We start from the raw sequence: 23,608 nt of genomic DNA, 5'->3' as shown, positions 1-23,608 counted from the left end.
CGAGTTAGGTTCTTTGCAGACTTCTTCTCTTCCCATTGCGCCCAAGTCTTAGTCTTGCGAATGTTTTGAACGCTGCTTCGACCGACGTTACTGTTTCGGGCAACCTGAGTTGCGCTATAAATGCGTCGGGCTTCTAAAGCTTTGATGTCGCGCTTGATCGCGTAGAACTTAGATTGAGTGATTTGGCTTCGTGTTGCTGCCATATAGGTTGTTCTCCTGGGTATTTAGCCCTTCATTTGTTTTGATGAGTGTTGTTAGCTCGGATAGATGTGCTGGCTTTAGTAGGGCAATCAGTGCTGCTCGCGTATCGCTAGACACTGGGTCGCAATCGATACATAGACCTTCACCATCGACGTACTTCTGATGGAGGCAGGCGATGCATTTCTCCTTTGTGGGGGAGCGAAGCATTCTGATCATTAGATTGGCGGTGCGGTTCTCTGCCCGGCTGAGTGGAACGCCATAGGCATGAGCCAGCTGAGCGTCGTGATCGACGTCTTGTTCGAACCGTTCGTGTTCGTCTAGCGCAAGCATCTAAGCGTCCACCATGTTCAAGTTGTCGTTGTCATCAAAGATGGCGTCATCTAGTTCACGGAGCTTGTCGATTACTACCGAAGCATCGGCTGTGGACTTGGTCTTGCGTAGAACGTTGTTGAACCACTCCTCGTCTTTGCCTTTTCGCTTTGCGAGATCTTCTATGAGGTCGATCTGCTTAGTTGTAGGAGACTGAGTCTTCGAGGCAGCGGGTGCTAGTCGACGTTCTGAAGGCGGGTTGGGTGCGGTGTTCGAGCTGCTTGCGTCATCGTCTTCCTCAGTAGATATGCCAAGCAGTGCGCTAAGCGCGTATCGCTTGTAATAGGTGAAGAGTGATCCCGCTTCTTGCGGAGTTTTCCCGGCAGTCGGAACGTCTATTGCGGAGCTGGTTATCTCTCCAGACTCGTGCCAGAGCGTCGTCACGATTGTGGAATATCCATCTGAACCGCCCTCGATTGCCTGGGTCACTGCCAGCTTGTTATCGGCAAGCGGTTTTCGAATTGCTTCCCAGATGTCAGAAAGCCCAGCATAGGTGTATGAAAACTTCGCTGTACTGACCGTGTGATTCTTGGCGATGGGTGCCACGGATGCTTGAAATCCGACCAATGCGCTAGCGAGACTGCTTAGGGTTGAATTGTCCATGCTATTAGTGCCTTGCTCAAAGAGCGCCTTATTCGTTGATGCTTGACCTTGACCGGAGTGAAATCTCTCCTACGAGCTTCGTATAGCTCGCCTAACGGTCGATAGTGTTGGAAGGGATGAACTGTAGGCTCACGCTTCTCAAATCGACTAGCAAGGCTGTCTATTGAACGTTGTAGTTGATCGTCTACGGTTAGGTTCATTTCAATCCTTCCTGCCTTAGTTTTTGATGTAGGTCCTTTAGCTGGTTGTGTCTGATTCGGAAGTACTCTTCTTTTCGTGTCAGTACGTTGCTGAGGAATACGGTCGTGGTGATCCTCGTACCCATTAGGTCGCTCTCCGTCGCTGCTAGTCGCTTCGCTGCCTCTGTGAGAGCCGGCTCGAACTTGTACGACGATGGCTTGAGTACTCTTCCCTTGGTTTTGGTGGGAAGTCTCCAAGGATTTACTTCGTTCATATCTATGTCTATGCATTCTCCTTATAAGGGATTGGATTAGTAATGGATAGCTAGTCGTCAGGGCTCATTGTCTTATGCTCTGCTTTTGCTGTTGGTAGTATGGACGATTACTCAAGTATGGTCAATACCAATATTTGCGGAACTGTGGATAACTGAGGGTCCAAAAGAGGTGTCTACGTAGATGTCTAAGAGCTGTATATATCGCTCACCATGAGATCCGCGTCAGTACGGGGATGAGCGCGCCGTTGACACGCGTACTGCTCTCCCTCATGATGATCACATGATCGCCAACCCACGTGACCGCCAAATTGTCCTACTCGTAAACCAGTTTCACCAGCTGACCAGCGGGCACGTGCGCGACCTCGTTTTTCATGACACGACAGGCATGCCACCATTCCGAGCACTGAAGCGCCTGGTTGAGTCTCGACACCTAGTACGCATCGAGAAGAAAATGGCGGGCGGAAGCAGCGGCGGCAGTGGGCAGTATGTCTATCAACTGGGGTCAGAAGGATGGAAGCTCGCTCGCCGAGAGGGTCGTTACTATCCGCAAAGCGCGGTGAATTATCACACTCTCGCAATTGCCGACGTGCATGTTCAACTAAAGAAGCTCGAACGCACAGGCGAAATCAAGATCATTGGGTTCATGAATGAATTCGACTCAGCCGTAATCATCGGGGGAGCGAAGTTGACTCCTGATTACCAAGTAGAGATCGGCATTCCCGCCAAGCGTCAAAGTCTCAGCCTATGGATAGAGATAGACCTAGGTACTGAGCGACCAAAACAGATCAAAGATAAACTCATGCGCTATTGGCATGCGTATCAGAACGCGACCGAACATGATCTAGCAACGTTTCCCGTCGTACTATTCCTCGCCCCCGATGAAGAACGAGTCAAAGAACTTAGGTGGGTTATCAGCCGCGGTGACGAAGAGACTCGCGCTCTCTTCATGGTTGGGCTTATGTCTGACTTTCCCGAGATAGATGTATTAACCACAACTTAACCTTGGTAGATGGTATTGACGATTAGTCACGAAAGGCGCATACTAAGAGCATAACTAAACAAGGAACAACAAGATGCTTTTAGCTCGACAACGACAAGACTTACTAGACGACGATCTAAAGATCCCGCTTTACAATGAGGAGAGCGGCGACTCATACATTCAGATCACTGAATGGACTAAGTGCGAGACTGTAACGGGTCTTCCTCATAGCCAAGAGAATGATGACTATTACGAAGTCATGGGTTACAGCGGCTGGGTTCAGTCTATTGATCTTGAGTTTGAAGAGATCGCGGAATGATCTACCGCAACTACACGATCGCGGCTGCGGTTAACGCCTATCAGGAGTGGGAGGTGCTAGAGAACGGTCTCGTTGTCGAACCGTTAGGCGGTCATAGCAGCGACGTCGAAGTTTGTGGGTACAACGTCTACGACACAGAAAGCCAATGGGTCGAGTTCGCTGAAGGCGACCATCTCGAAGACGCAAAATTGATCGTTGACACTGACTTGCTTAGGCGAGCATGATCGTTGACACTCAGGCTGGGGAGATTTCTACTCGCCCAGCAGGCGAAGCTCTGACCCGGTCAGCTCACACGGACTACGTGTACTGTCTTCGCGAGACGTTAACGGGCGACTTAGTTGATGAAACATCACTCGATGAAGAGACGGTTGAATTAGCTACGGAGCTTTTTATCGAGTTTGGTTATGACATGGCGCTTCATTACGTCAGCCTTTGTGGGTACGCAGCATGATCGTTGATACTAAGACTGGCGAGATCTTCTCTACTCGCCCAATTCGTCAAGTGGTCCGTGAGTCTTCTCGAAAGAGAACTCGATCTAGCCGTCGCCGTGAACTAGACGCTATGTGGATACTGAGTGGTGTTGTAATTCTCACCGCACTCATTACGATGGTTCACCACCTCTAGTGCTTCGCTTTAGCCTTGCGCTTTTCGTTCGCAATCCGAGCAGCAGCCTGGTCGCTTAAGTACATGTTCCTTTTGCGTGACTCTTCAAGATCATCTTCAATAGCTGAGTCTGGGCGTGGGATCACCAGCAGCGGAACTGTGAACTTTCGAAAGAGTGATGTTGGTTTTTGGTCGTTCATACTGCGCCTGATTATGCACAGGCGCGAGTGTTTTGTACAGAGCTAAGCAATCGGGTCATTTGCTAGGTCAGATTGGCGAACCGTGAACTCATAACCATAGGTCTTGACGATGCTAGTAACGAGATCAGAGATCCAGGATGGTGTATCCGGGGCAATGTATACGACTTCGATGAGTTCTTCGACATCAATCGGAACTGGAAACGCTGGATCGTAGTAGCCCAAGATTGCATTTTCAGGTCCGTGTGGCATCTCGATCTGACCGACCTTCATCTCCATGAAGATAAGGCGTGCTTCCTTTTCGTGAGCGAAACTTAGTCGCTTGTGCAGGAAGGGATCGAAGGTGGTGGTCTCGGAGATAAAAGTGGTTTTGTAATCGACATAATTCACATACGCGCCGTAAACTCCGACATTGCCTTTGAGGCTTGAGGTGAGCCTGCCCCATGTCGTCTTGATTGCGACACCTCGCCCCTCACGCTGATAGATGTCCCACATGGCAGCTGATTCTTCATTGGAGACGTGCCAGCAGTTGAGGAACATCGTCTTCCGACTACCGTCGAGGCGCGCCTCAGCGTCCTTAATCATCATCTCGAAATGCTCGCCATATCGACCTGGTCGCTGCTCGACATTTGCGTAACTGTAGGAGCCTTCCCACTTGTCTGCCATGAAGTCTGCCCTAGTGAAATTGAGTGTCTTGCTCTCAAGGATCGACATGAAGCGAGCCAAGTCCATGTAACGCCACACGACGACGTCGCCCTCAGGCTTATTCACGAAACTTGGATGCGCGTCATTGATGAACATGGGCTCAGCATAATGCCGTGACGTGACACTGGGCTATTGACTTACGCAGCAGAATGTTCATAATAACTGGTGACCGTTTGCTGTACTCACCGTTTAGCAATTGGTCGCATAAGAAAGCAAAAGAAAAAGACACCGCAATTGCGATGCCTTAGTTTGCTGTACTCACCTGCTTCTATTTTAGCAGAGTTGAGATTTTATACAATACTCGTGGGAGCTTTCGACTAGGTAGGTCTGATGCGAGTATAAAGAAGTGACGAATATCTAGCTCAACGTTTTCGGTTATCGTAAAACTTGCTTTGTACTGATGAACTGTTCTTTGACAACTTGGCTCGCGTTATAGATGGAATAGCGAGAATGGGAAACATTAGTCCAGCTGGCTCATGTGGGTTGGGTATACACAGCCCCTCTTCGTTCTCGCTGTCCTGTCTATAACAATTGAAAGTAGCTGATGGAGGATTGACCGAGCGGTAAGGTAGCGCCCCGCTAAGGCGTACAGGGGAAACTCTGCGTAGGTTCAATTCCTACATCCTCCGCCACATACTTTTAATCTACGACTTACCTAATAATTCTGTGCCTCATTCTGTAACAAGCAGTCTGTAAGCGAATATCAGGTAGGGGGAGTTAGTAATCAAGCTATCCCTGATGTCAGAGCAAATGCATACCTCACTCAGGGAATGCTTCAATATCAACTCCCCCCGCTCTTACGCGATTAAAGGGGAGTCGCTTTGGGTCGTTAGTTGCGAAACCAGCCGATCCGATGCTTCGAGGGGTCGGCGTTCTCGCACTCGTCGTTCAAGCACTTCACTGGAAGAAGGTTGTACTGCTGAGCCATCGAACCAGTGAGACCAGATGAGGGCTTGTGAGCCATCTGTACCGGTGAGCCGCATTCAGTGCAGCGTGGGCGTGTATCTGTGAACTCAGGAGTGGAAGACATACCGTCAATTCTACCGTCTTCGCTTGGCGAGTGTCGAAGGTATGTTCTAAAGTCAATTTCCATGGGAACCAGCAAGAGGTATGCAGACAAGGTCGATCGCGAGATGGCTAAGCGCATCGATGAGGTAGTCATTCGACCCATGCCCATCACGCTCACAAGCGCCGAGCTGGATCTAGAGAATCACCCTGTCAAGAAGGGTGAGACAGCTATCCCTGTGACCGCTTGGGCTCGATTCCATGAAGCGACGATCCGAGTAGAGGCTGAAGCATTTGAGTGGACCGACCGAGCGGTTCACATCCATTGGATCGGTACAGATGGTCAGCATCGTCAAGCGTGGGTCTGGGCAAGTGCGGTTGATCGCCGTTAGGGTCTGAATATGAGTGAGCGAGCAGAGCTTGTCCAGTGGGTGAAGACAACTACGTCAGGGAACAAGTTCCACGTTCGCTTTTTCGATGACGGGTCCCTTATCGAGTGGGCGTATGGAGCGGACGAGTCAGTCGGCTGGGGTGGTACCTGGGTTTCCGGCGCGGTCAAGAATGACTACGTTGCTACGGTGATCGGCGGTCATCACACCCACTACGTACCGTTTCTACCGGGCGAGTTGAGCGGCGCTGAGAAGGTGAACGATGAGGTGGTTGGTGAGTCCACGCTCAGTTCGCCGACCTTGAGCGGTGAAGCGGTAGATGCCAATGCAATGATGCATCGAATGCAGGGGTACTCCTAGCCAGAACACTTGACCGTTCGACTGAAATGCCTCACATTAGGCGGCATGGATACCCTGCCAATCACAATCCGTAAATCGTGGTTTGGCTACGTTCTCATCGTGGTCTTCTCTTTGCTGTTGATCTCCGCGATCATCCTCGCCATGTATCAGACAGTCATCAATCGACAGCCGCAGTTCTTCTACTTACTCGGCTCGTTCGCCATCCTGGTATTCATCGCTGGATCGCTGCAGCTCTACATCTACAGGCTGTCGACCATCACAATCACTTCAACTGGCGTCACGGTCATTAACTGGCAGTCGCTTTTGGTCAGCCAGACTTCGGAGCTCAACTGGACTCGCGTTCAGGATGCTTCGGTCAAACAGAACGGCTTCGGCACGATCTTCAATTACGGGACGCTTCTAATTCAAACAGCCGGCACTGACAAGAACTTCTCGTTTACCTTCACGCCAAACCCCGAACACTGGGTCACGTTCATAGAAAATAAGGACGCTGCGACCCCTGTTCTGACTCACAATGTGTAAAGAATGGTATTGACGATAAATCATTAGTGTGCTTAAATGAAGGCACGATAAACGAACAAACAAAACGGTTATCGAGAACATTAAACAATTCGACGGCTCCCAACTGGACAACCAACCTGCAAGATCGTGAAAGTCGATCCATTCCAATCAGAGTCAAGGTGTTCGGTCGAAAGCCGTCGAGTAAACGATTGAGTGTAGTAGTGCCAGTGGTAACACTGATACCCGTTGAGTAAGTGTGGCAATCGGGCAGCTCCCGTGTCGATTCTACGAACAGATATTACGGATTCAGAGGACTAGTCGCCGCTGGCGCCATACGCTCAATCAAATAAACAGTTGTGCAGTTACATGGACATATAAGTGGCGGAATAGGTAGACGCCGAGTCACCCCGATTTACCCGGTGGATGAATCATCGGTGGCTTTGAAGAGTTGATGCCTTCATGCAGGGTGACACAGCCGTTCAGGCGAAATCCCTGCCTTATATGTTCAACAAGGCAATGTAAGCAGTGTTCTCACTGACCGTTATTTGGCGGCTACGAACTTACATTGCCAGCTAGTAGTGGACACCTAGTCATCTAGGTCTACCCCGCCCTAACTTGGTGAGCAGGCGGAAAGCCCACTCTGCTACTAGCTTCCATGCAACTGCATGACTCATAAAGCCCCAAGCGGGCAAGGAAACAAACACCATGAGTGAAACCACTCGAACACAAACAATCAAGACGATCCCAGTACGTGAATCACTCGCCTGGGCTCTAGTCATCGCACTCGCATTCGGCATAGCCGGCGTCGTAAGTGGATGGTTCATCAGCCAGTCAGTGCTGAACACCAACACGGCAGCAGCTTCAAGTTCAAAAACCACAGCACGTTAGAAGCCGTCGTCAGCGTGCCGAAGCCAAAGACGGTGAAAGAGACGCCCATCGCGGTCATAGCGCCTGAAACGGTCTCTCATGCAACCAAGGGCTGCGAAATGTATCGATCACTCGTCGCTCAATACGACTGGGACATCGATACAGCCTTGGCGATCATGAAAGCCGAGAGCGGCTGCGATCCGGCTGCCGACAACACTGGCACTAACGCGAACGGCTCAAATGACAAAGGGCTGCTCCAAATAAACAGTGTTCACAGTGACCTAATCAGCGACCTCGATCGGCTCGATCCAACGAAGAACATCCGAGCTGCCTACGAGATCTATCGGGGGAGCGGATGGAGAGCCTGGTCGAGTTTCAACTCAGGCAAGTACAAGCAATTTTTATAAGGAGGTGACTATGAGAATGATTCGAAGGCTATTTTGTCTCCACTATTTTGTGGAGGATTTCATGTTCAATGGCTACCCCAGCCCCCGATACCAATACCACTGCGTTGATTGCGGTAAGACCATCGTTCAGGGCAACGCACCAGTTAACCCAATGAGAGAAACCCAACAGCAATATTACGACCGTCAAGTATCGCTCGGAAACATAGATCGGGTTATGCGTCCATCAATGGGAAGGGGAGGCGAGGTAAGACTAGAACTCGATTGACAATTATCAACGCCTAGCGCGTAGTGCTGGCATAAACGGAGAACAAATGAAAATGACCAAGTTTGAAGCAACGATCACAGCCAATTTTGACGACGGACGAGTTGAGAAGACCATGCACGTTGTCGAAGGAGTCAATATATTCGCAGCTAAGAAGCTCGTATCCAGACAATGGATCAATTTCCTATACAAGCGAACTGACGCCTACAAGCTCGTGAAGAACTCTGGTATCAGCCTGAAGCCGAAGACCAATTGACAACTATCAACGCGTAGCTCATAGTGGCGCGCATAAACGGAGAACACATGAATGAACATACTTACGAAAGTTCTGGTTGGCTCACGCTTACACGGACTAGAAAACGAGCAATCCGACTACGACTACCGAGGCATACATCTCCACGATTTATCCGACATCCTTAGCCCGTTCAAGACGGTCAAGAACACCACTTGGATCGAAGGCGACGAAGATAACACAAGCTACGAGCTGAGCGACTTTTGTAAGCAAGCTGTACATGGCAATGCCACCATTTTGGAAGTGTTCTTCAGTGATCAAGTGCTTGAGACGTCACCAATAGCGGACGTCATGCGAGCCAACTGGCGCAAGTTCATCGACACCGACAAGGTCGTCATGGCTAGTCGAGGCTACGCACAGAACCAACTCAACAAGATGGAGCTCTTCGATGACATCGGAGTTAAGAATCAGCGCCGCACAAGCAAGTTCGCGATTTCTTATTGCCGTGTGCTGTGGCAGTGCTCAGAATTTCTGCGAACAGGTAACTTCCCTTGTCAGATAAGCGACCCGGAACTACGAACTTTTCTACTCAAACTTAAAGCTGGCTGGAGTGACAGCTACATCCCAGAATGCACAGAGCGCTTTGCGTCTCTTCAAGCCGAGGTCACAATGCAGTGGAAGGCGGCACCAAAGATGAAGCCAGATACCAAGTGGATTGAACAATTTATTTATAACGCATATACAGGAGTACCCATGAATGGAACGGAGCTATAGCACCCCACCTCAGAAAGCCAAGTTAGACGAATACGTGAAGATAGGTCTATTACGCAGCCAGACCAATGACGCTGGCACCCTTACAATCTACGTCTATACAGAGTTCACACAATTCGACCGGCTATGGAACAGTGTTACTCGCCAAGCTCGCGGATTAGTTCTCGATAACAAGAGTCGCTGCGTGATCAAATGTCTACCGAAATTCTTCAACTCTGATGAGCCAGAAGCCCTCTTGGAGCGACCTCGTGAGCTTGATCCTTCATCTGTTCGAGTCCAGGACAAACTAGATGGCTCACTTATCCAGGTGGCGAACGATGCTGAATACGGATTGGTAGTCACATCAAAAGGGAGCTTCAACAGTGACCAATCTAGATGGGCTAAGCAAATCATTGCTGAGCAGTACTCGGTACACGGTGAATGCTTCGAAGATGGGCTCACCTACATCTTCGAGCTGATTCATCCTGAAAACCGTATCGTCATTGATTATGGTTTGCGCCGAGAACTGGTCCTCCTTGCGGTAATCGAGAACGACACGGGTAAAGACCGGGACATTTATACAAAGGGCTTCGCGGCGTTTCAGTGCGCAGAAAGACTCGACCCCGATCAGCTCAATGACGTAAACGCTTTGGCGCTCGACCACTTGGTTGAAGGTGTTGTCGCAAACTTCGGTGGATACAGAGTGAAGATCAAGACCGCTGAGTATCTGCGGCTGCACCGCATCGTGACTGATTTCACTCCAAAACGGGTCTGGGAGGCTCTCAGTAATGGAGACAGCCTCGAATTCGAGAACATGCCTGAGGAGTTCCAGAGATGGCTAGACGACACCAAGATCTCATTTGAAAACGAGTTCTCAAGACTCGACGAATTGGTTCGAACAGAGGTCGAGCGAGCTTCAACTCTCTCCGATAAAGAACTTGGACTAAGTACTGACTTCAAGTACAAGGGCATGCTTTTCGCTATCCGTAATGGGCGCGACGTGCAGCCAGCTATCTGGAAAGAACTTAAACCCAGAAGAGAGGTGATGGATGCCCAAACTACTAATGCTTAAAGGTTTGCCCGGAAGCGGCAAGTCAACGTACGCAAGAAATCTTGTGGAGAAGAACCAATACACCCGCGTCAACAAGGACGACCTCAGGGCGATGCTTCACAACAGCAACCATTCGAAATCGAAAGAGGGGAGCGTTGTCGCGATCCGCGATGCGGTTGTGAGGGACGCACTTTCGAAAGGCAGCAATGTTGTCGTTGACGACACGAATTTTGCGCCTATTCACGAGCTTCATCTACGTGAGATCGCGAAGGATTTGAACGCGACATTTGAGTTCAAGTTTATCGATACCCCGTTGGAGAAGTGCATAAGTCAAGATCTCCAGCGTCTCAACAGTGTGGGTCAGAAGGTCATATTGCAGATGTACGACCAACACCTGCGACCAGCACCAGTTGTCTATAAGGCGCCTGATGGCAAGCCACGGGCGATTCTCTGTGACATCGACGGGACTATCGCTCATATGGGTGAACGCTCGCCCTATGACTGGCACAAGGTGGGAACGGACAATCCAGACAAGCCCGTTATTGACCTACTTCGTCGCTTCAATGATCGCGTCATCATCCTTATGAGCGGGCGAGATGAAATCTGCCGACCTGAGACAGTTGAGTGGCTAGCCACCAATAAGGTCCCGTTTCATCACCTGTTCATGAGACCTGCGAACGACTCCCGTAAAGACAACATCATCAAGCGGGAACTTTTTGAGAAACACGTGCGAACCGAATTCAATGTCGACCTGGTCTTAGATGACCGCAACCAAGTAGTCGACATGTGGCGCAATGAGCTGGGACTCGTTTGCCTTCAGGTTGCTGAGGGCGACTTCTGACCCGAGGTCTTCGCTACGTTTAGCTCATGACGTTCTGGGATGGGATTGATGGGCTTTGGCATGATCAGAATTGGGGGAGCGTCGCTGATTGGTTCGCAGCTGTAGGCGCTGTTGCCGCATTCGCATTAGCGGTCTACCTATATTGGCGAGGTCAACGAGACAAACGCCGCGCAACTGGAGACGAATTCTCCTCACGGATGTTTGTCCAAAACGGTCCGTGGCTTGAAACTCATGCATTCGTAGTCGTGAACAATGCTGGCGAACACCCAATTTACTTGGCATCTATCAGGTCGAAGCCCGGTGCGGAAACGAGTGTCGATCAGTCGTTCACGCAAGCCAGAGAATTGACGGAGCAGTTGCGTTCAGATCACGGTGTAATCAATCCGAAGCAACGGTTGATCGAAGACATTCCGCTTAGTAGTAGGGTCACCGATCCCCAGCTCTATCTCGTGTTCAGCGATTCTTTCAGTAAAAGCTGGGCTCGTGATCTGACAACTGGTAAATATATTTCGTCGCGAAAGATCCGCCGATGGAACGACATGCGCAGGGCGCAGCTCTACAAAGAATGGGGCGTTTGGCTTCCGGCGTCTTAAGCTCTTTTAATTAGTCGCTCTTTATGCGTAAATAAGAGCAGATGACAGCGCAGTATGACTTCACTCTCGGCAAAAGCGAATCGTTTGATCGACCTCTTACTTGGTATGGCGGCGATGGCAACGTAATAGACCTCACTGGCATGACCGCGGTGATGACCATCAAAGACGATGAGTCAGATGCTGTAGTCGTTCTTACTAGTGAAGCTGGCATAACTCTTGGGGGAGAGGCTGGCACTATCGAGCTCTCAATCACTCCCGTTCAATCAGCAGAGCTGGACTTCATTACTGGTCGCTATGACCTCATGATCTACAAGGCATCCTCTAACTACGCCAAGCGGCTCATCGATGGGACGGTGACACTCGCTAGAGGTTCAACCTCATGAGTGACAGCGTCATCAAGGTAGAGCAGCCAGCTGAAACGATCGTCGTTACAGAGACCGAAACTCAGATCATCTCGGTGGGCATCCAAGGTCCTCCTGGTGCTGAACACGACCTCGTTACCAGCGTCGCCGGCAGGATCGGTAACGTCGTTCTTTCAAAGACGGACGTGGGGCTCGAGAGCGTTGACGATACTTCCGACGTAGCGAAGCCAGTAAGTGCAGCGACTCAAGCAGCTCTCAATACCAAGGCGAATACCTCATCTCTAGCTACGGTCGCCACTACAGGTAACTACGCAGACCTATCTGGCAAACCGACCATTCCTTCGGTCCCAGTTCAATCAGTAGCCGGCAGGACGGGCAATGTCGTTCTCGCTAAGAGCGACGTAGGACTCAGCAGTGTCGACAACACCTCTGACGTGGCTAAGCCGATCAGCACCGCGACCCAAACTGCCATCAATTTGAAAGCCAACACCGCTGCGCTTGCTACTGTCGCAACGACGGGCAGCTATACCGATCTCTCAAATACGCCGACGATTCCGACTATCCCGGTCACTTCTGTAGCCGGTCGAACGGGAGCCATCACTCTTACAAAGACGGATGTGGGCTTAGCTAGCGTCGATAACACTGCCGACATCAACAAACCGGTCTCATCCGCTCAAGCGACTTCGATCGCAACCAAAGAACCGTCGATCGCAGCAGGCACAGCCAGTCAGTACTTCCGTGGCGACAAGACATTCCAAACGCTCGACAAGACGGTAGTCGGATTACCCAACGTCGATAACACCGCAGACGTCAACAAACCAATTAGTACGGCGACTCAAACGGCTCTGAATGCAAAAGCGAGCACCTCAGCTCTAGCCGCAGTTGCAACGAGCGGTAGCTACACAGACCTAGTGAATACGCCAACGATTCCCGTGACTTCGGTTGCCGGGCGAACGGGAGCGATCACCCTAACGAAGAGCGACGTGGGACTGGGGAACGTCGATAATACGGCTGACCTTGCCAAGCCCATCAGTACCTCTGCGCAAGCAGCTCTGAACCTAAAGGTCAACTCGTCGAGCCTCTCGACTGTAGCAACCACAGGTACGTACAGCGATTTGCTTGCCAAGCCGAGTATTCGCCGCGTGTTCAATGTGACTGATTACGGTGCCGTAGCTAACGTCATTTTGGTGAGCGATGCGCTCACCACCGCCAGTAGCCCAATCGTGACTAGCTCGTCTGCAACCTTCACAGTCGCCGATGTTGGCAAGCTCGTGACTCTTCAACAAGGCTCGACTCTTGCAGTGCAAGCAACAAACGTGCTCACTATCAACGGCTCTAACTTGGGCGATGGAAATTCGGTGACGATCGGACTGACGACTTATCGATTCAAGATAACGATGGCTCAAGCGTTTGATGTACAGATAGCTGCAACTGCTTCGTTGACTCTCTCCAACCTCTACTCGGCAATCAACGGTTCGGGGACTGCAGGCACGAATTACTACTCAGGTACCGTCACCAACACCGACGTAGTTGCTTCAGCGTTGACGACGACGACGCTGTCGCTAACCGCCCTAGCTCTTGGCGCGACTGGTAATCAAGTTCAGACAATTCGAAACGCGGTCCCGCTTACGTTTGCGAAGTCTTATATGGGTGGCGGCTTGAATGGAGTCCCTCTAAAAGCGACCATCGTGTCTGTGCAGTCGACGAGTCAAGTGACGCTGAGTTCAGCGGTTACTCAAGCGCTGTCTCAGACGACGATGATTTACGGCACGGATGCAGCGGCTGGCATTGGTGCCGCGATATCAGCTGCGGTGTCTTCCAACGGCGGTACGGTCTACCTCCCAGAGGGAAATTTCATTATTTCGACTGCTCTCACCTTTGCGGCAAACGTCTTCATAAAAGGGTCTGGAATTGATACGACTCGCGTCTTCAGCAATGTCTCGTATGACTACATGTTCCGAAAACGGGGTACGACTAGCTTCGCTAATTTCGGAATGTCGGATCTCACGTTAGACACGAACAACGTTGACCATGGCTCTGCCATCCGCGTCGAGTATGCAAGCCAAGGTTCTTTCGAACGAATACGCATGGTGAACACCGGACCTGGTGGATGGCAAGCTGTGGTCGGCGTCACGAGCACTAGCGACAGTCAATTGAGAAACTTCGATATCAAGTTCCGGGACTGTATTTTCGATTGCATCACAAGCACGCTTGAACAGCTTCTCTTTCTGAACGCGTCAAGAGTGAGCGTGAAGTCGTGCAAATTTCTGAACCAGACGATTTCCAACGGTCCTGGGATTGGCTTTTATCAGAACGTGAATCTCGCGTCCGTGGATGACTGTGACTTCGTGAATTGCGTCGGACCTGCAATCTATTACTCGCTCTCAACCAACTACGTCAGCATCACCAACTCGAGGTTTGCGGGACCAGGAACTGGCATCCAGGGAGCAAACCTTGCTGACAATGGATCATTTGGGTTCGGAACCGTAAGAGGCTTGAAAATCGTCAACTGTAGCTTCAGCGGCTGTGGTGATGGACTTCAACTCGGAGCAGCTGTAGCCCCTCTAGTGATGGGTTGCAATTTTGACTTCAACATCCTGACAGGCATCCGTATAAACCGAGGCAACCAAGGAGTATCAGCCCTATCGACGCGATTTGCAATCCTCGCAAATACCTTCAATCACAACAACGTTGACAGCACTAATTCACTCATTCACCCGGCAATTCTGTTCGAGCTACTTGGCGGACAAGTAAACGGTGAGATAGCTCACAACGCCTTTTGGAACGACGAATCAAATCGTGACCAGCAGTACGCAATAACGTTCTCAGGCGCATTTCTGTGGGATGCGATCAACATCCACAACAACTACATGCCGAACTTCAACTCCAACCAGAACCCGGTGGGCTTGAGTGGCGGGGCAACAATCGGACCGAACGTTGTCGTTCGGAACAGCTTTGCCGTCAATCCGCAGGGCTTCTATTTACAAGGAAGCATTACAGGTGCAGTCACCTTCGACCGGCTAAATGGAGACACCATTGCGGCAACGCTAACTGGAAATATCACTGGCGCCCTGGCTGCGGGTAGATCTAACGGTGACCTCCTCACTTTGATGCTTACGCAAGACTCTGCTGGATCACGAGCGGCTACATGGTCAAACGCTGTGTTTGCTCAGGGCGGTCTTATCTTGTCAACTAACCCAAATTCGGTCGACGTTGTTTCTTTGCAGTGGACCGGGACCAGCTGGCAGGAGGTTTCCCGCGCGCTTTCGACAGCACCAACAAGCAACCCGCTGACGAGCACGAGCACGCAGACAAGCTCATTCACCGCGATAGGTGGTGTGGCATATCAAATCGATGCAACTTCGGGAGCCGTCGCGGTCACCTTGCCGACCAGTCTCGGTTACGTCGCACAGATAGGCATAAAGAAGCTGGATACGTCGGCAAACGTGGTCACTATTGGAGGCAAGATAAACGGGACTTCTGCCAGCTCGATAGCACTGCCAATTTCAGGATCGGGGAAGGTCCTTATTGCGGATGGATCTGGCGGGTGGAACACATTCTCCGGGGATGAATCACTCGTCCAACTGGATGCGCGGTACGTTCACACTGGTGGCGCAGTAACTAGTGCATTTGGGCGAACTGGAGCGGTCGTTGCTGCTTCCGGCGATTACACGGCATCAATGGTTGGCTCTCTAGCATCGACAACGGATCTCTCGGCTATCGCGACTGCTAATCCCGTTGCCTCGAATGTCCCTCTGAACGCAAAGAAGATAACAGGGCTTGCCAGCGGCACAGCTGCGACTGACGCCGCGACTTTTGGTCAGGTACCTACAACTGCATCGAGTCTTGGTGGGTTGATGATTTCCAACAATCTCAGCGACCTAGCTAGTCTCGCGACATCGCAAGCAAATCTTGGTCTAGGTACTATTGCACTTCTGAATTCAATCTCACTCACCGCAAATGTAACTGGCATACTTCCAGTCGCCAATGGCGGTACTGGATCGAGTACGCAGAACTTCATCGATCTGACCACAACCCAGAGTGCGATCGCTGGCAACAAAGGTTTCTCAGGGGTGGTGTCCCTCTCGACCTATACGACTACCGGAACGTTGCTCGTTTCAACAGTCGGAGGTGACACTCGGAACGCCATCAACATAGGTAACGGAGGCTTCTACTTCGGTCAAAACAACGGCGTGCCGACCTTCCGAAGTGGATTCTCTGGCAAGACACTCGCCTTTCGTAACTCCGGTGATACGTCTACGACGGCGAGCGTTGCTCTCGATACCGGGTACGCATCATTTGGAGGATCCGCATCAGCCACCTCGTCTTTGCAGACCCTCGGTTCATTCGCAAGCAATGTGTTGATCGTCACCGCCGCTACGACCCTAGACGTAACGTATTTCACCCTCTTGTCGAACTCGAGCAGTCCGCTCACACACACGTTGCCTACAGCCGTTGGAATAACGGGACGCATCTATTCGATCAAGAACATCAACACGGGCATCGTCACTATTGCCACAACGTCATCTCAAACGATCGAGGGTGCTACGACCTTCTTATTGTCAGCTCAATATGCCTTCGCTATTGTTCAATCAGACGGAGCTAACTGGCAAATAATCTCTTCTGGCTACAAATCAGTGACGCAGCAATCAGCAACAACAGATTTGGGCGTCGTCCTCTCAAACTCGGGAAACAGGGCGGCTGGAACTGCTTTTCCAATTACTACAAGCGGTGCCGTTTCATTCGGCTACATGATGCTTTCGGGTGGCTTCAAGCCACACCGCACGACCGTGAGTAACGTCGCCTATACCGCTCTGAACTCCGACTACCGAATTGCGTACACAGCCCTCACCGCGCCTCGAATCGTCACGCTTTTCACTGCAGTGGGAAACACGGGTGCTGAGTTAGTCATCGTGGATGAGACGGGGAACGCAGCGACGAGCAATATTACGATCACCCCAGCCTCGGGCGAAATGATTAATGGATCGACATCAAGCAAGGTGATTAGCACCGCGTACGGTTTCTACAAGATCTATTCGAACGGGACTGGCTGGATCGTCAACTAGGTTTTTGATGATTTGCCCCCACTTAGAGGGGACGCGCGAAATACCCATGGCCAGATAAGTTCAAAGGAACTGCCATGGGGGAATCATGAGACTGCCTATCTTTGCTGGAGCCGGGGTAATCGCGATAACAATGCTTCTTGTTGGCTGCAGCAACGGTGTCGATACTCCCCAAAATCAAGTAATCGATAACACTGCTGCGTCATCTTCAGCACCAGCCGGGTCTGCAGCTGCGAGCCTTCACGCTGGACAATTTACGGCGACAGCTCCAGTACTAAAGCAGACAACGACAGTCGCGGCTATGGACGGGATGACGGTGCAGGCTTTTGCGAAGTTGTCCCTTGCTGATCGATATTCCTACGCGCTGGCAAAGTCAGATATGGCTGTGCTTCAGCCGCCGACACCACAAGATGACCCCGCGCTGACTGATATCGGTGCGATCCCTGGATTCGATTGGTACAACCTGATGAACCAGGGATGGATTCATTCAGGTAGCGACCTTGGGGCAAAGATTGACGGGGGACTTTACTACTTTGTGGTCGACGCCAATGGCGCTCCCGACCGGCGATATCAATCGGACATTGATACGGTTCTCGGAGATCCTGGCAACACCTACCTCAGTACTAGGTACATGTTTGCCAGCGCAGAAAATCCGACATCGGGTTCGGATCCTTCAGGTCATCCAATTGACTACATAAACGTCACTGTTGACGTGATGGACTACAAGATGGACGGCACATCTTCAAAGCAGAAGACGCAGACCATACAGGTGATTCGTTCAACCGTTCAAACACTTGAGGGAACTCAATTCATTGCGTACACGATGGGCTTTTCGGTCGACGGTACTGGTTCTCCTGAAGCCTCATAGTAACCATCGACGCGCGGAAGATACGTTCTCACTCAACACGACTGTCTCAAGCGGGTTCTTAGTTAGCACCGCAGGTCGAAAGCAATTTTCAACTAACAGGAGCACACGATGGCGAAAAAGAAACTGAGGCTAGCTGGCTACTCAGCGCTACTTGCCGGAGCTGCGCTGCTAGCCGGATGCGCTCCAGATAATTCAATGTCGAATTTGGGCGAGAACCTACCGACATCTACGCCTGTCACTACAAGCCCGACAGCAACAAATGGCGCACACAACGTTCCTGCTGCTGCGACTGACTTTGTGGTGAACAACAAGGCAGGGTTCGCAGATCCACTAGCTGCTTGGTACGCAGTTCAGGCATACCAAGCGGGCGGGGGCTATGACGAGACTGTTCTTGACCCGACGTACATCAGTACCTATGCATACCCGAGTGCCATGGATGGATTGGGACCGGGACTTCTAATCTTCCGCCCTTCAGTACTCCCGCTGAACGCTCCGATAAAGAATCAGGATGTGAAGCCTTCGATCGCACTGTTCAACGGTGAGTTCGTCGGCAACCTGACTCGATACCTCAACCTCGTCGCTCGCAACCAAAGCCCGAGCGCACTCAAAGTGATCGACAACGAATTCACCATCTACTGCGGGCAGGGCAACGAGTACACCTCAAAGCTGTTGGGTGACCTCAGGACAATCGGCTTGAACTACGGCACCGCCGCGGTCTTTACTGTGGAGCCAGGATCGACCGATGAGACGACTACGGGAACTTTGTTCTCTGATAACTTCAACACCACCATCGACAACTACGACGCCGCGACAAACACGGTTCTGGCTTTTTCCAACATCGTAAGCATGCGGATCAAGGTCGACGTTTACGACGACAACAACCTGGCTACTCATTCGGTGTACTCGCTCGACGAAGTTCAAATTGCATTCGAGCGTTTCATCCCAGCGGGGCAGACCGGAGTCGACCCGACTTATATGACGATTGGTATCAAGTAGCTTTTGATCATGAGCTGGTGGGATCAAATGTGGGGCGGTTGGAACTATTGGTGGTCAACGATCGATTGGGGAAACGCACCAGGTTGGGTGGGAAGCATCCTCACATCGGCGTCCGTTTTCTTGGCGATCAGCCTTTTCGTCTCTGAACGACGACGTAAGGACAGGGCGCAGGTAGACGCGTTCTCGGTCTACTTGGAGAAGAAGGTTGACTCGGATGGAAAATTCTTCGAGCACATAAAGGTGTTCATGTTCAATGGATCCGATGCGCCCTTGCCTCGGGTCTCGATCCAGGTTAGAACTCCAACGGGCACTGCTATCACCACGCATCAATTCCAGCACGGAAGTGTTCCTACTATCCCTCCCAAGCTACATATTTCCCATTTGATCAATTTTGACGAGCCGCCGCCATTCCCAGTGAACTCCTTTATTTACATCTTTGTGCGGGACATCAACGGGCGAGTGTGGAGAAAAAATACAAGCTCGGGCAAGACGAAGTTGCTGTCTCAAAAGTATCTTTCCACTCGATCCCTACTCGTTTAGCTCTTCACAAATTTAAAGGTCTGTGCATAAATAGACGCACATGGCAGAACCTGAAACTCCAGCTGAAGAAAACGAAGACACCCAAGCAACAATGGGTCGACCACTTCTATTCAAGAATTCGGCTGAACTCCAGGTAGCAATCAATAGTTACTTCGACGACTGCGATCCTCATATCGAAGAGCGCATGGTCAAGGTCGGCACTGCTCTTAAAGGCAACGCAACTTTCGCACTTCGCGAGGTCATGACGGAGCAAAAGCCCTACTTGATGTCGGGACTGGCTTATCACCTAAAAGTAGATCGAAAGACTCTGCTCAACTACGGCAAAAGAGAGGACTTTTTCCTCCCGATACAAGACGCTAAGGCTCGTTTAGAGGCTTACACAGAGGGTCAGCTCTATACCTCCGCAGCCAACGGCGCGAAGTTCAGTTTGAATAACAACTTCGACCAATGGGTTGAGCGTTCAGCGATTGATCACACCACTAAAGACAAGCCAATAACTGCGCTTGTGGAGTTCATTGGCGGTGGATCACCCGACAGTCAAGATCCAGTTTCTAGTTGAGTTCAAAGAGCTATTCAACGAAGAATGGCGCAACATCGTCTTCTACGGTGGGCGTGGTTCAGGTAAGTCGCAGCACATAGCTCTCGCGTTGATCTTGAGAGGTCGCGGGAAGCGTCTTCGCATCCTGGCGACTCGTGAGATTCAAAAGACGGTCGCTGACTCCGTACACAAGCTCCTACGAGACATCATCGATCAGTACGGCTTCACCGACTATGAGGTGACCGACAAGACGATACGCAACCGCATCACTGGGACCGAATTCATATTCAGCGGACTTCGTCACAACGTCAACGAAATCAAGTCGATGGAAGGAATCGACATCGCTTGGGTGGAAGAAGCCCAGAGCATTAGTAAGGCATCGCTCAAGGTACTTGCACCGACTATTCGTAAGACGGGTAGCCAACTGATCTTCAGCTACAACCGTTTGAACGAGCTTGACCCAGTGCACGTCCGCTACGTCATCAACAAACCAGCTAAGACGTTTGCGGCAAAGGTCAACTTCGACGTTCTCGAACGCGCAGGGCTTCTACCTGACACATTGAAGCTCGAACGCGATGAAGATGCCAAAGACCCAGAAGCGTACGCACACACGTGGTTAGGCGAGCCCGTAGGACAGTCTGAGAACGCAATCATCAGCCGTACCGGAGTGCTCGACGCCATGAAGCGCAAAGTGAACGACGAAGGTGCGATCGAAATCGGAGCTGACATTGCTCGCATGGGTAGCGACAGAACCGTCTTCAAAAAGCGCAAAGGTCTCAAGCTTCTGGATACCAAGAGCTACACGAAACTGCGCACGACAGAGGTGTGTGACCGTCTAGAAGAGTTCGCCGGCTACGACAAGAAGATCCTCATCAAGATCGACGACACTGGCGTCGGTGGGGGAGTGACTGACGAAATGATCAAGCGCGGCTATAACGTCATGCCGATCAACTTCGGTTCCAAACCCGATGATTCAGACAAGTACCCGAACCTCATAAGCGAGGCTTGGTTCTATATGGCAACGATCATGCCGACGATCCAGCTCGACATGAACGACGACGTTCTGATGGAGCTTTCCAGCCGTCTGTGGCGCATGGATACGAAGGGCAGGCGCGGCGTTGAGAGTAAAGACGACTACAAGAAGCGTGGCTTCAGATCACCTGACGAAGCGGACGCAACTATCCTGTGTTTCTATACGCCACATCCCGAGGAGTACGTCTTTCGAGTGCGCAGCGCCTAGAGCGGTTTAGTTTCGCTATTTAAGAGAAAAGGGATTGATGTTAATATCAAAATAGAATCATAAATAGGGCAACAAACATTCTTTATGGCAAAGCGTTCACCAATTAGGCTCAGATTAGCTCAAGCAATTGCTGGACGTAGCAAGGCTCTTATACCGGCTCTGAATCCTGATGGTGACGGTGTCATCTATCCCGGTATCTCAGGAGCCATTAGTGGGTACACAGACAAGCCCGCTCAGCTCGCTGCCCTAACTGGCTGGGTCTTCGCAGCCAACAGCGCTATCGCTGAGCCAAGCGCAGCGGTTGAGCTGAAGCTCGTCCGCAAGTTGCCTGATGGAACCAAGATAGACGTCACGTCTGGTCCCGACATGGAGATCCTTGAGTTGATCGATGGACCGAACTCAATCCATACCGGTGAGCAAATGAGACAGCTCCACTTCACCTACATGAACGTCGTGGGGGAGAGCTACATCTTCATGCGCGGTCTCGACGGTGATCCATTCACGCCAGAACGAGGAAAACTACCAGCTGCTCTCGACATCTTTCCTGCTCATGTCACCACGTTCGTGTTGGGCGAAACCTACTCGCGCAGCATCGTGAAGTTCGGCAACATCGAATACCCGATTGCTTCATTTATCCGTGACCTCAATCCTGATCCGTTCAACCCATATAACGGACGCTCGATCATTGCCGCGTCAGCAGCGACGATCAATCTCGAAGAGCAGATGAAGGAATGGAACCAGAACATGTTCGCGAATGGGGCGCGTCCCAGCCTCATCTTCTCTACTGACAAGCCGCTAGACGATACGAACTACGCAAGGTGGAAAGAACAGTTCAAGGACGACCACACTGGCACTGACAATGCGTTCAAGCCTCTTCTTATAGAGGGCGGCAAAGCGACGCCATGGATGCTCAACCAGCAAGACCTCGATTTCCTTGAAAGCCGTAAGTTCAGCCGCGACGAGATCCTCGCGATGTTCAAGGTCTCTCCAGGCATGATCGGCTCAGTGGAGAACGTCAACCGTTCAAACCTCGAAGCCGGCTTCTACGTAAACGCCGTCGTCAACGTCGTTCCTCGTGTTCGTCAGTTCGTGCGGCAGGTAAACCAGACACTCGTGAAGGTCTATGACCCGGCGCTTGAACTCGAGTACGTCAATCCAGTACCTGAAGATGTTGAAGCGAAACTAGCTGCAGCGCTCGGTGGTGTGGATAAATGGTGGACTAAAGACGAAGTGCGAACGATGTACGGCGAGAAGCCGCTACCTGGTGGATTAGGTGAGCACATCATCGTCATGGGTAAGGGCGCCGTCTCACTTGAGGACGTGCTCGCTAATGATGAGTCCACTCCAGACGTCGACGTCGAGAACCCAGAAGATCCAGATAAAGATGACGACGATGACCTCACTGAAGCTCCGACCAAATCCCTCACAGGGGTAAAAAAAAAGAACTGACGCCGGACGAGATTGAAACAGCTCGTGATCGACGTGGTGAAGCCAAAGCAGCGAAGTACAGCGCGCGGGGTGAGATCTACCAGCAGCAATTATTAGTAGCCCTACGTCAGCAGTTCGAGCGACAACGTCAAGAGATCCTTGGCAATGCCGCCACGAACCATCTGAAGGACTACGACACCGCTCCAGTATCCAGACGTGACAAGAAGGACTATCTCGCTGCGCTACTTGTCTGGAGCGCTTACAACGATGCGATGCGACTCGCGATCGCTCCAATCATCTACGCGCTCATCGTCGAGACAGGTAAGGGAGCTACGGGTGACCTAAACCTCGATCCGAGCATGTTCAATCCCACAACGCCAGACGTCATGAACTACTACCAGCAACGATCACAGAAGATCGCTGAGGATGTGAATGCCGAAACGGAGAAGCAACTCAGAGCGACCGTGAGCGAGGGGATCGACAGCAACGAAGACGACGACCAGCTCCAAGCGCGTATCGAGATCGTCATGGGTGCTGCGCTTACCTATAGGGCTGACCGAATAGCTAGGACGGAAGTAACGAGAGCACAGGGATTTGCCGACGTGGCTGCTTGGACTCAATCAGGCACTGTCACTGGCAAGGAATGGTATTGCAGGAAGAGCGAACGGAGCTGCGTCTACTGTGTGTCCCTAGACGGAACAATCATCGCTCTTGATGCCGACTTCTACAAAGAGGGTGACACTCTCACTGTTGGCACGCATTCGATGACTTTTAGCTACGGCAGTATTCCAACTTGCCCAGCGCATATGGGTCTGCTGCACGAGTAGGTGACACTTTCTAGTCACGCCGCGATTGCGGCTGATCTGTTCATGATGGTCTCGTATT

The 23,608-nt window shown here is 51.3% G+C and carries 21 protein-coding genes and 1 tRNA gene; 20 read left to right on the top strand and 2 right to left on the bottom strand.

Annotated elements, in window-relative coordinates; translation table 11 throughout:
• Positions 1 to 531: 531 nt before the first annotated feature.
• A complete protein-coding gene (locus QN358_RS10335; protein WP_323512301.1) occupies positions 532 to 1,173 on the bottom strand; it encodes an ERF family protein in 642 nt (213 codons plus the stop codon).
• A gap of 734 nt (positions 1,174 to 1,907) precedes the next feature.
• On the opposite strand from QN358_RS10335, the gene QN358_RS10330 reads away from it, so the two are divergent.
• Positions 1,908 to 2,627 (top strand): replication-relaxation family protein, encoded by a 720-nt coding sequence (locus tag QN358_RS10330; protein WP_323512300.1) that lies wholly within the window; start codon positions 1,908 to 1,910, stop codon positions 2,625 to 2,627.
• 294 nt (positions 2,628 to 2,921) lie between these two features.
• The gene (locus QN358_RS10325) at positions 2,922 to 3,149 is read left to right on the top strand and encodes a hypothetical protein (protein WP_323512299.1); all 228 of its coding nucleotides are present in this window, start codon (positions 2,922 to 2,924) and stop codon (positions 3,147 to 3,149) included.
• Positions 3,150 to 3,770: 621 nt separating this feature from the next.
• Here the strand turns inward: QN358_RS10325 and QN358_RS10320 are convergent.
• Positions 3,771 to 4,526 carry a hypothetical protein gene (locus tag QN358_RS10320; RefSeq protein ID WP_323512298.1) on the bottom strand — a complete coding sequence of 252 codons (756 nt, stop codon included), beginning with the start codon at positions 4,524 to 4,526 and terminating at the stop codon, positions 3,771 to 3,773.
• 450 nt (positions 4,527 to 4,976) lie between these two features.
• Between QN358_RS10320 and QN358_RS10315 the strand changes: the two genes are divergently transcribed.
• The 18 genes from QN358_RS10315 (at position 4,977) to QN358_RS10230 (ending at position 23,550) form a co-directional block, all read left to right on the top strand.
• Positions 4,977 to 5,062 (top strand) — tRNA-Ser (locus QN358_RS10315).
• A gap of 774 nt (positions 5,063 to 5,836) precedes the next feature.
• Entirely contained in the window at positions 5,837 to 6,184 is a 348-nt protein-coding gene (locus QN358_RS10310) for a hypothetical protein (protein WP_323512297.1), read from the top strand.
• A 45-nt stretch (positions 6,185 to 6,229) separates the two neighbouring features.
• Entirely contained in the window at positions 6,230 to 6,706 is a 477-nt protein-coding gene (locus QN358_RS10305; protein ID WP_323512296.1) for a PH domain-containing protein, read from the top strand.
• A gap of 794 nt (positions 6,707 to 7,500) precedes the next feature.
• The gene (locus QN358_RS10300) at positions 7,501 to 7,959 is read left to right on the top strand and encodes a transglycosylase SLT domain-containing protein (protein ID WP_323512295.1); all 459 of its coding nucleotides are present in this window, start codon (positions 7,501 to 7,503) and stop codon (positions 7,957 to 7,959) included.
• Between the two features lie 317 nt (positions 7,960 to 8,276).
• Positions 8,277 to 8,477 carry a hypothetical protein gene (locus tag QN358_RS10295; protein WP_323512293.1) on the top strand — a complete coding sequence of 67 codons (201 nt, stop codon included), beginning with the start codon at positions 8,277 to 8,279 and terminating at the stop codon, positions 8,475 to 8,477.
• A 51-nt stretch (positions 8,478 to 8,528) separates the two neighbouring features.
• Positions 8,529 to 9,227 (top strand): DNA polymerase beta superfamily protein, encoded by a 699-nt coding sequence (locus QN358_RS10290; RefSeq protein ID WP_323512292.1) that lies wholly within the window; start codon positions 8,529 to 8,531, stop codon positions 9,225 to 9,227.
• 34 nt (positions 9,228 to 9,261) lie between these two features.
• On the top strand, positions 9,262 to 10,275 hold the full coding sequence (locus QN358_RS10285; protein WP_323512291.1) for an RNA ligase: 1,014 nt from the start codon (positions 9,262 to 9,264) through the stop codon (positions 10,273 to 10,275).
• Positions 10,253 to 11,095, top strand: a complete 843-nt coding sequence (locus QN358_RS10280; RefSeq protein WP_323512290.1) for an AAA family ATPase — start codon at positions 10,253 to 10,255, stop codon at positions 11,093 to 11,095. Before QN358_RS10285 ends, QN358_RS10280 begins: the two co-directional genes overlap by 23 nt.
• Positions 11,096 to 11,121: 26 nt before the next feature.
• Positions 11,122 to 11,688 carry a hypothetical protein gene (locus QN358_RS10275; protein ID WP_323512289.1) on the top strand — a complete coding sequence of 189 codons (567 nt, stop codon included), beginning with the start codon at positions 11,122 to 11,124 and terminating at the stop codon, positions 11,686 to 11,688.
• A 41-nt stretch (positions 11,689 to 11,729) separates the two neighbouring features.
• A complete protein-coding gene (locus QN358_RS10270) occupies positions 11,730 to 12,071 on the top strand; it encodes a hypothetical protein (RefSeq protein WP_323512288.1) in 342 nt (113 codons plus the stop codon).
• Positions 12,068 to 17,116, top strand: a complete 5,049-nt coding sequence (locus QN358_RS10265) for a right-handed parallel beta-helix repeat-containing protein (protein WP_323512287.1) — start codon at positions 12,068 to 12,070, stop codon at positions 17,114 to 17,116. Before QN358_RS10270 ends, QN358_RS10265 begins: the two co-directional genes overlap by 4 nt.
• Before the next feature lie 85 nt (positions 17,117 to 17,201).
• Entirely contained in the window at positions 17,202 to 17,981 is a 780-nt protein-coding gene (locus tag QN358_RS10260; RefSeq protein WP_323512286.1) for a hypothetical protein, read from the top strand.
• 108 nt (positions 17,982 to 18,089) lie between these two features.
• Positions 18,090 to 18,977 (top strand): hypothetical protein, encoded by an 888-nt coding sequence (locus QN358_RS10255; protein ID WP_323512285.1) that lies wholly within the window; start codon positions 18,090 to 18,092, stop codon positions 18,975 to 18,977.
• A gap of 9 nt (positions 18,978 to 18,986) precedes the next feature.
• A complete protein-coding gene (locus tag QN358_RS10250; RefSeq protein ID WP_323512284.1) occupies positions 18,987 to 19,517 on the top strand; it encodes a hypothetical protein in 531 nt (176 codons plus the stop codon).
• 40 nt (positions 19,518 to 19,557) lie between these two features.
• Positions 19,558 to 20,076, top strand: coding sequence for a terminase small subunit (locus QN358_RS10245; RefSeq protein ID WP_323512283.1), 519 nt, complete (start codon positions 19,558 to 19,560; stop codon positions 20,074 to 20,076).
• On the top strand, positions 20,039 to 21,295 hold the full coding sequence (locus QN358_RS10240) for a PBSX family phage terminase large subunit (RefSeq protein WP_323512282.1): 1,257 nt from the start codon (positions 20,039 to 20,041) through the stop codon (positions 21,293 to 21,295). The genes QN358_RS10245 and QN358_RS10240 overlap by 38 nt, the downstream gene beginning before the upstream one ends.
• Positions 21,296 to 21,379: 84 nt before the next feature.
• On the top strand, positions 21,380 to 22,744 hold the full coding sequence (locus QN358_RS10235; RefSeq protein ID WP_323512280.1) for a phage portal protein: 1,365 nt from the start codon (positions 21,380 to 21,382) through the stop codon (positions 22,742 to 22,744).
• Positions 22,745 to 22,995: 251 nt separating this feature from the next.
• Entirely contained in the window at positions 22,996 to 23,550 is a 555-nt protein-coding gene (locus tag QN358_RS10230; RefSeq protein ID WP_323512279.1) for a hypothetical protein, read from the top strand.
• The last annotated feature ends 58 nt before the right edge of the window (positions 23,551 to 23,608 follow it).

Source organism: Subtercola sp. RTI3 (assembly GCF_035018625.1).
Classification (GTDB): domain Bacteria; phylum Actinomycetota; class Actinomycetes; order Actinomycetales; family Microbacteriaceae; genus Subtercola; species Subtercola vilae.
Note: the sequence above shows the minus strand (reverse complement) of the source record. Positions and strands in the feature narration are given on the sequence as shown.

What these genes read in the sequence shown, in the direction of transcription:
- QN358_RS10335 (WP_323512301.1), bottom strand. Translation starts at nt 1,173, where the DNA reads ATGGACAATTCAACCCTAAGCAGTCTCGCTAGCGCATTGGTCGGATTT.
- QN358_RS10330 (WP_323512300.1), top strand. Translation starts at nt 1,908, where the DNA reads ATGATCGCCAACCCACGTGACCGCCAAATTGTCCTACTCGTAAACCAG.
- QN358_RS10325 (WP_323512299.1), top strand. Translation starts at nt 2,922, where the DNA reads ATGATCTACCGCAACTACACGATCGCGGCTGCGGTTAACGCCTATCAG.
- QN358_RS10320 (WP_323512298.1), bottom strand. Translation starts at nt 4,526, where the DNA reads ATGTTCATCAATGACGCGCATCCAAGTTTCGTGAATAAGCCTGAGGGC.
- QN358_RS10310 (WP_323512297.1), top strand. Translation starts at nt 5,837, where the DNA reads ATGAGTGAGCGAGCAGAGCTTGTCCAGTGGGTGAAGACAACTACGTCA.
- QN358_RS10305 (WP_323512296.1), top strand. Translation starts at nt 6,230, where the DNA reads ATGGATACCCTGCCAATCACAATCCGTAAATCGTGGTTTGGCTACGTT.
- QN358_RS10300 (WP_323512295.1), top strand. Translation starts at nt 7,501, where the DNA reads ATGGTTCATCAGCCAGTCAGTGCTGAACACCAACACGGCAGCAGCTTC.
- QN358_RS10295 (WP_323512293.1), top strand. Translation starts at nt 8,277, where the DNA reads ATGACCAAGTTTGAAGCAACGATCACAGCCAATTTTGACGACGGACGA.
- QN358_RS10290 (WP_323512292.1), top strand. Translation starts at nt 8,529, where the DNA reads ATGAACATACTTACGAAAGTTCTGGTTGGCTCACGCTTACACGGACTA.
- QN358_RS10280 (WP_323512290.1), top strand. Translation starts at nt 10,253, where the DNA reads ATGCCCAAACTACTAATGCTTAAAGGTTTGCCCGGAAGCGGCAAGTCA.
- QN358_RS10275 (WP_323512289.1), top strand. Translation starts at nt 11,122, where the DNA reads ATGACGTTCTGGGATGGGATTGATGGGCTTTGGCATGATCAGAATTGG.
- QN358_RS10270 (WP_323512288.1), top strand. Translation starts at nt 11,730, where the DNA reads ATGACAGCGCAGTATGACTTCACTCTCGGCAAAAGCGAATCGTTTGAT.
- QN358_RS10265 (WP_323512287.1), top strand. Translation starts at nt 12,068, where the DNA reads ATGAGTGACAGCGTCATCAAGGTAGAGCAGCCAGCTGAAACGATCGTC.
- QN358_RS10260 (WP_323512286.1), top strand. Translation starts at nt 17,202, where the DNA reads ATGAGACTGCCTATCTTTGCTGGAGCCGGGGTAATCGCGATAACAATG.
- QN358_RS10255 (WP_323512285.1), top strand. Translation starts at nt 18,090, where the DNA reads ATGGCGAAAAAGAAACTGAGGCTAGCTGGCTACTCAGCGCTACTTGCC.
- QN358_RS10250 (WP_323512284.1), top strand. Translation starts at nt 18,987, where the DNA reads ATGAGCTGGTGGGATCAAATGTGGGGCGGTTGGAACTATTGGTGGTCA.
- QN358_RS10245 (WP_323512283.1), top strand. Translation starts at nt 19,558, where the DNA reads ATGGCAGAACCTGAAACTCCAGCTGAAGAAAACGAAGACACCCAAGCA.
- QN358_RS10235 (WP_323512280.1), top strand. Translation starts at nt 21,380, where the DNA reads ATGGCAAAGCGTTCACCAATTAGGCTCAGATTAGCTCAAGCAATTGCT.
- QN358_RS10230 (WP_323512279.1), top strand. Translation starts at nt 22,996, where the DNA reads ATGCGACTCGCGATCGCTCCAATCATCTACGCGCTCATCGTCGAGACA.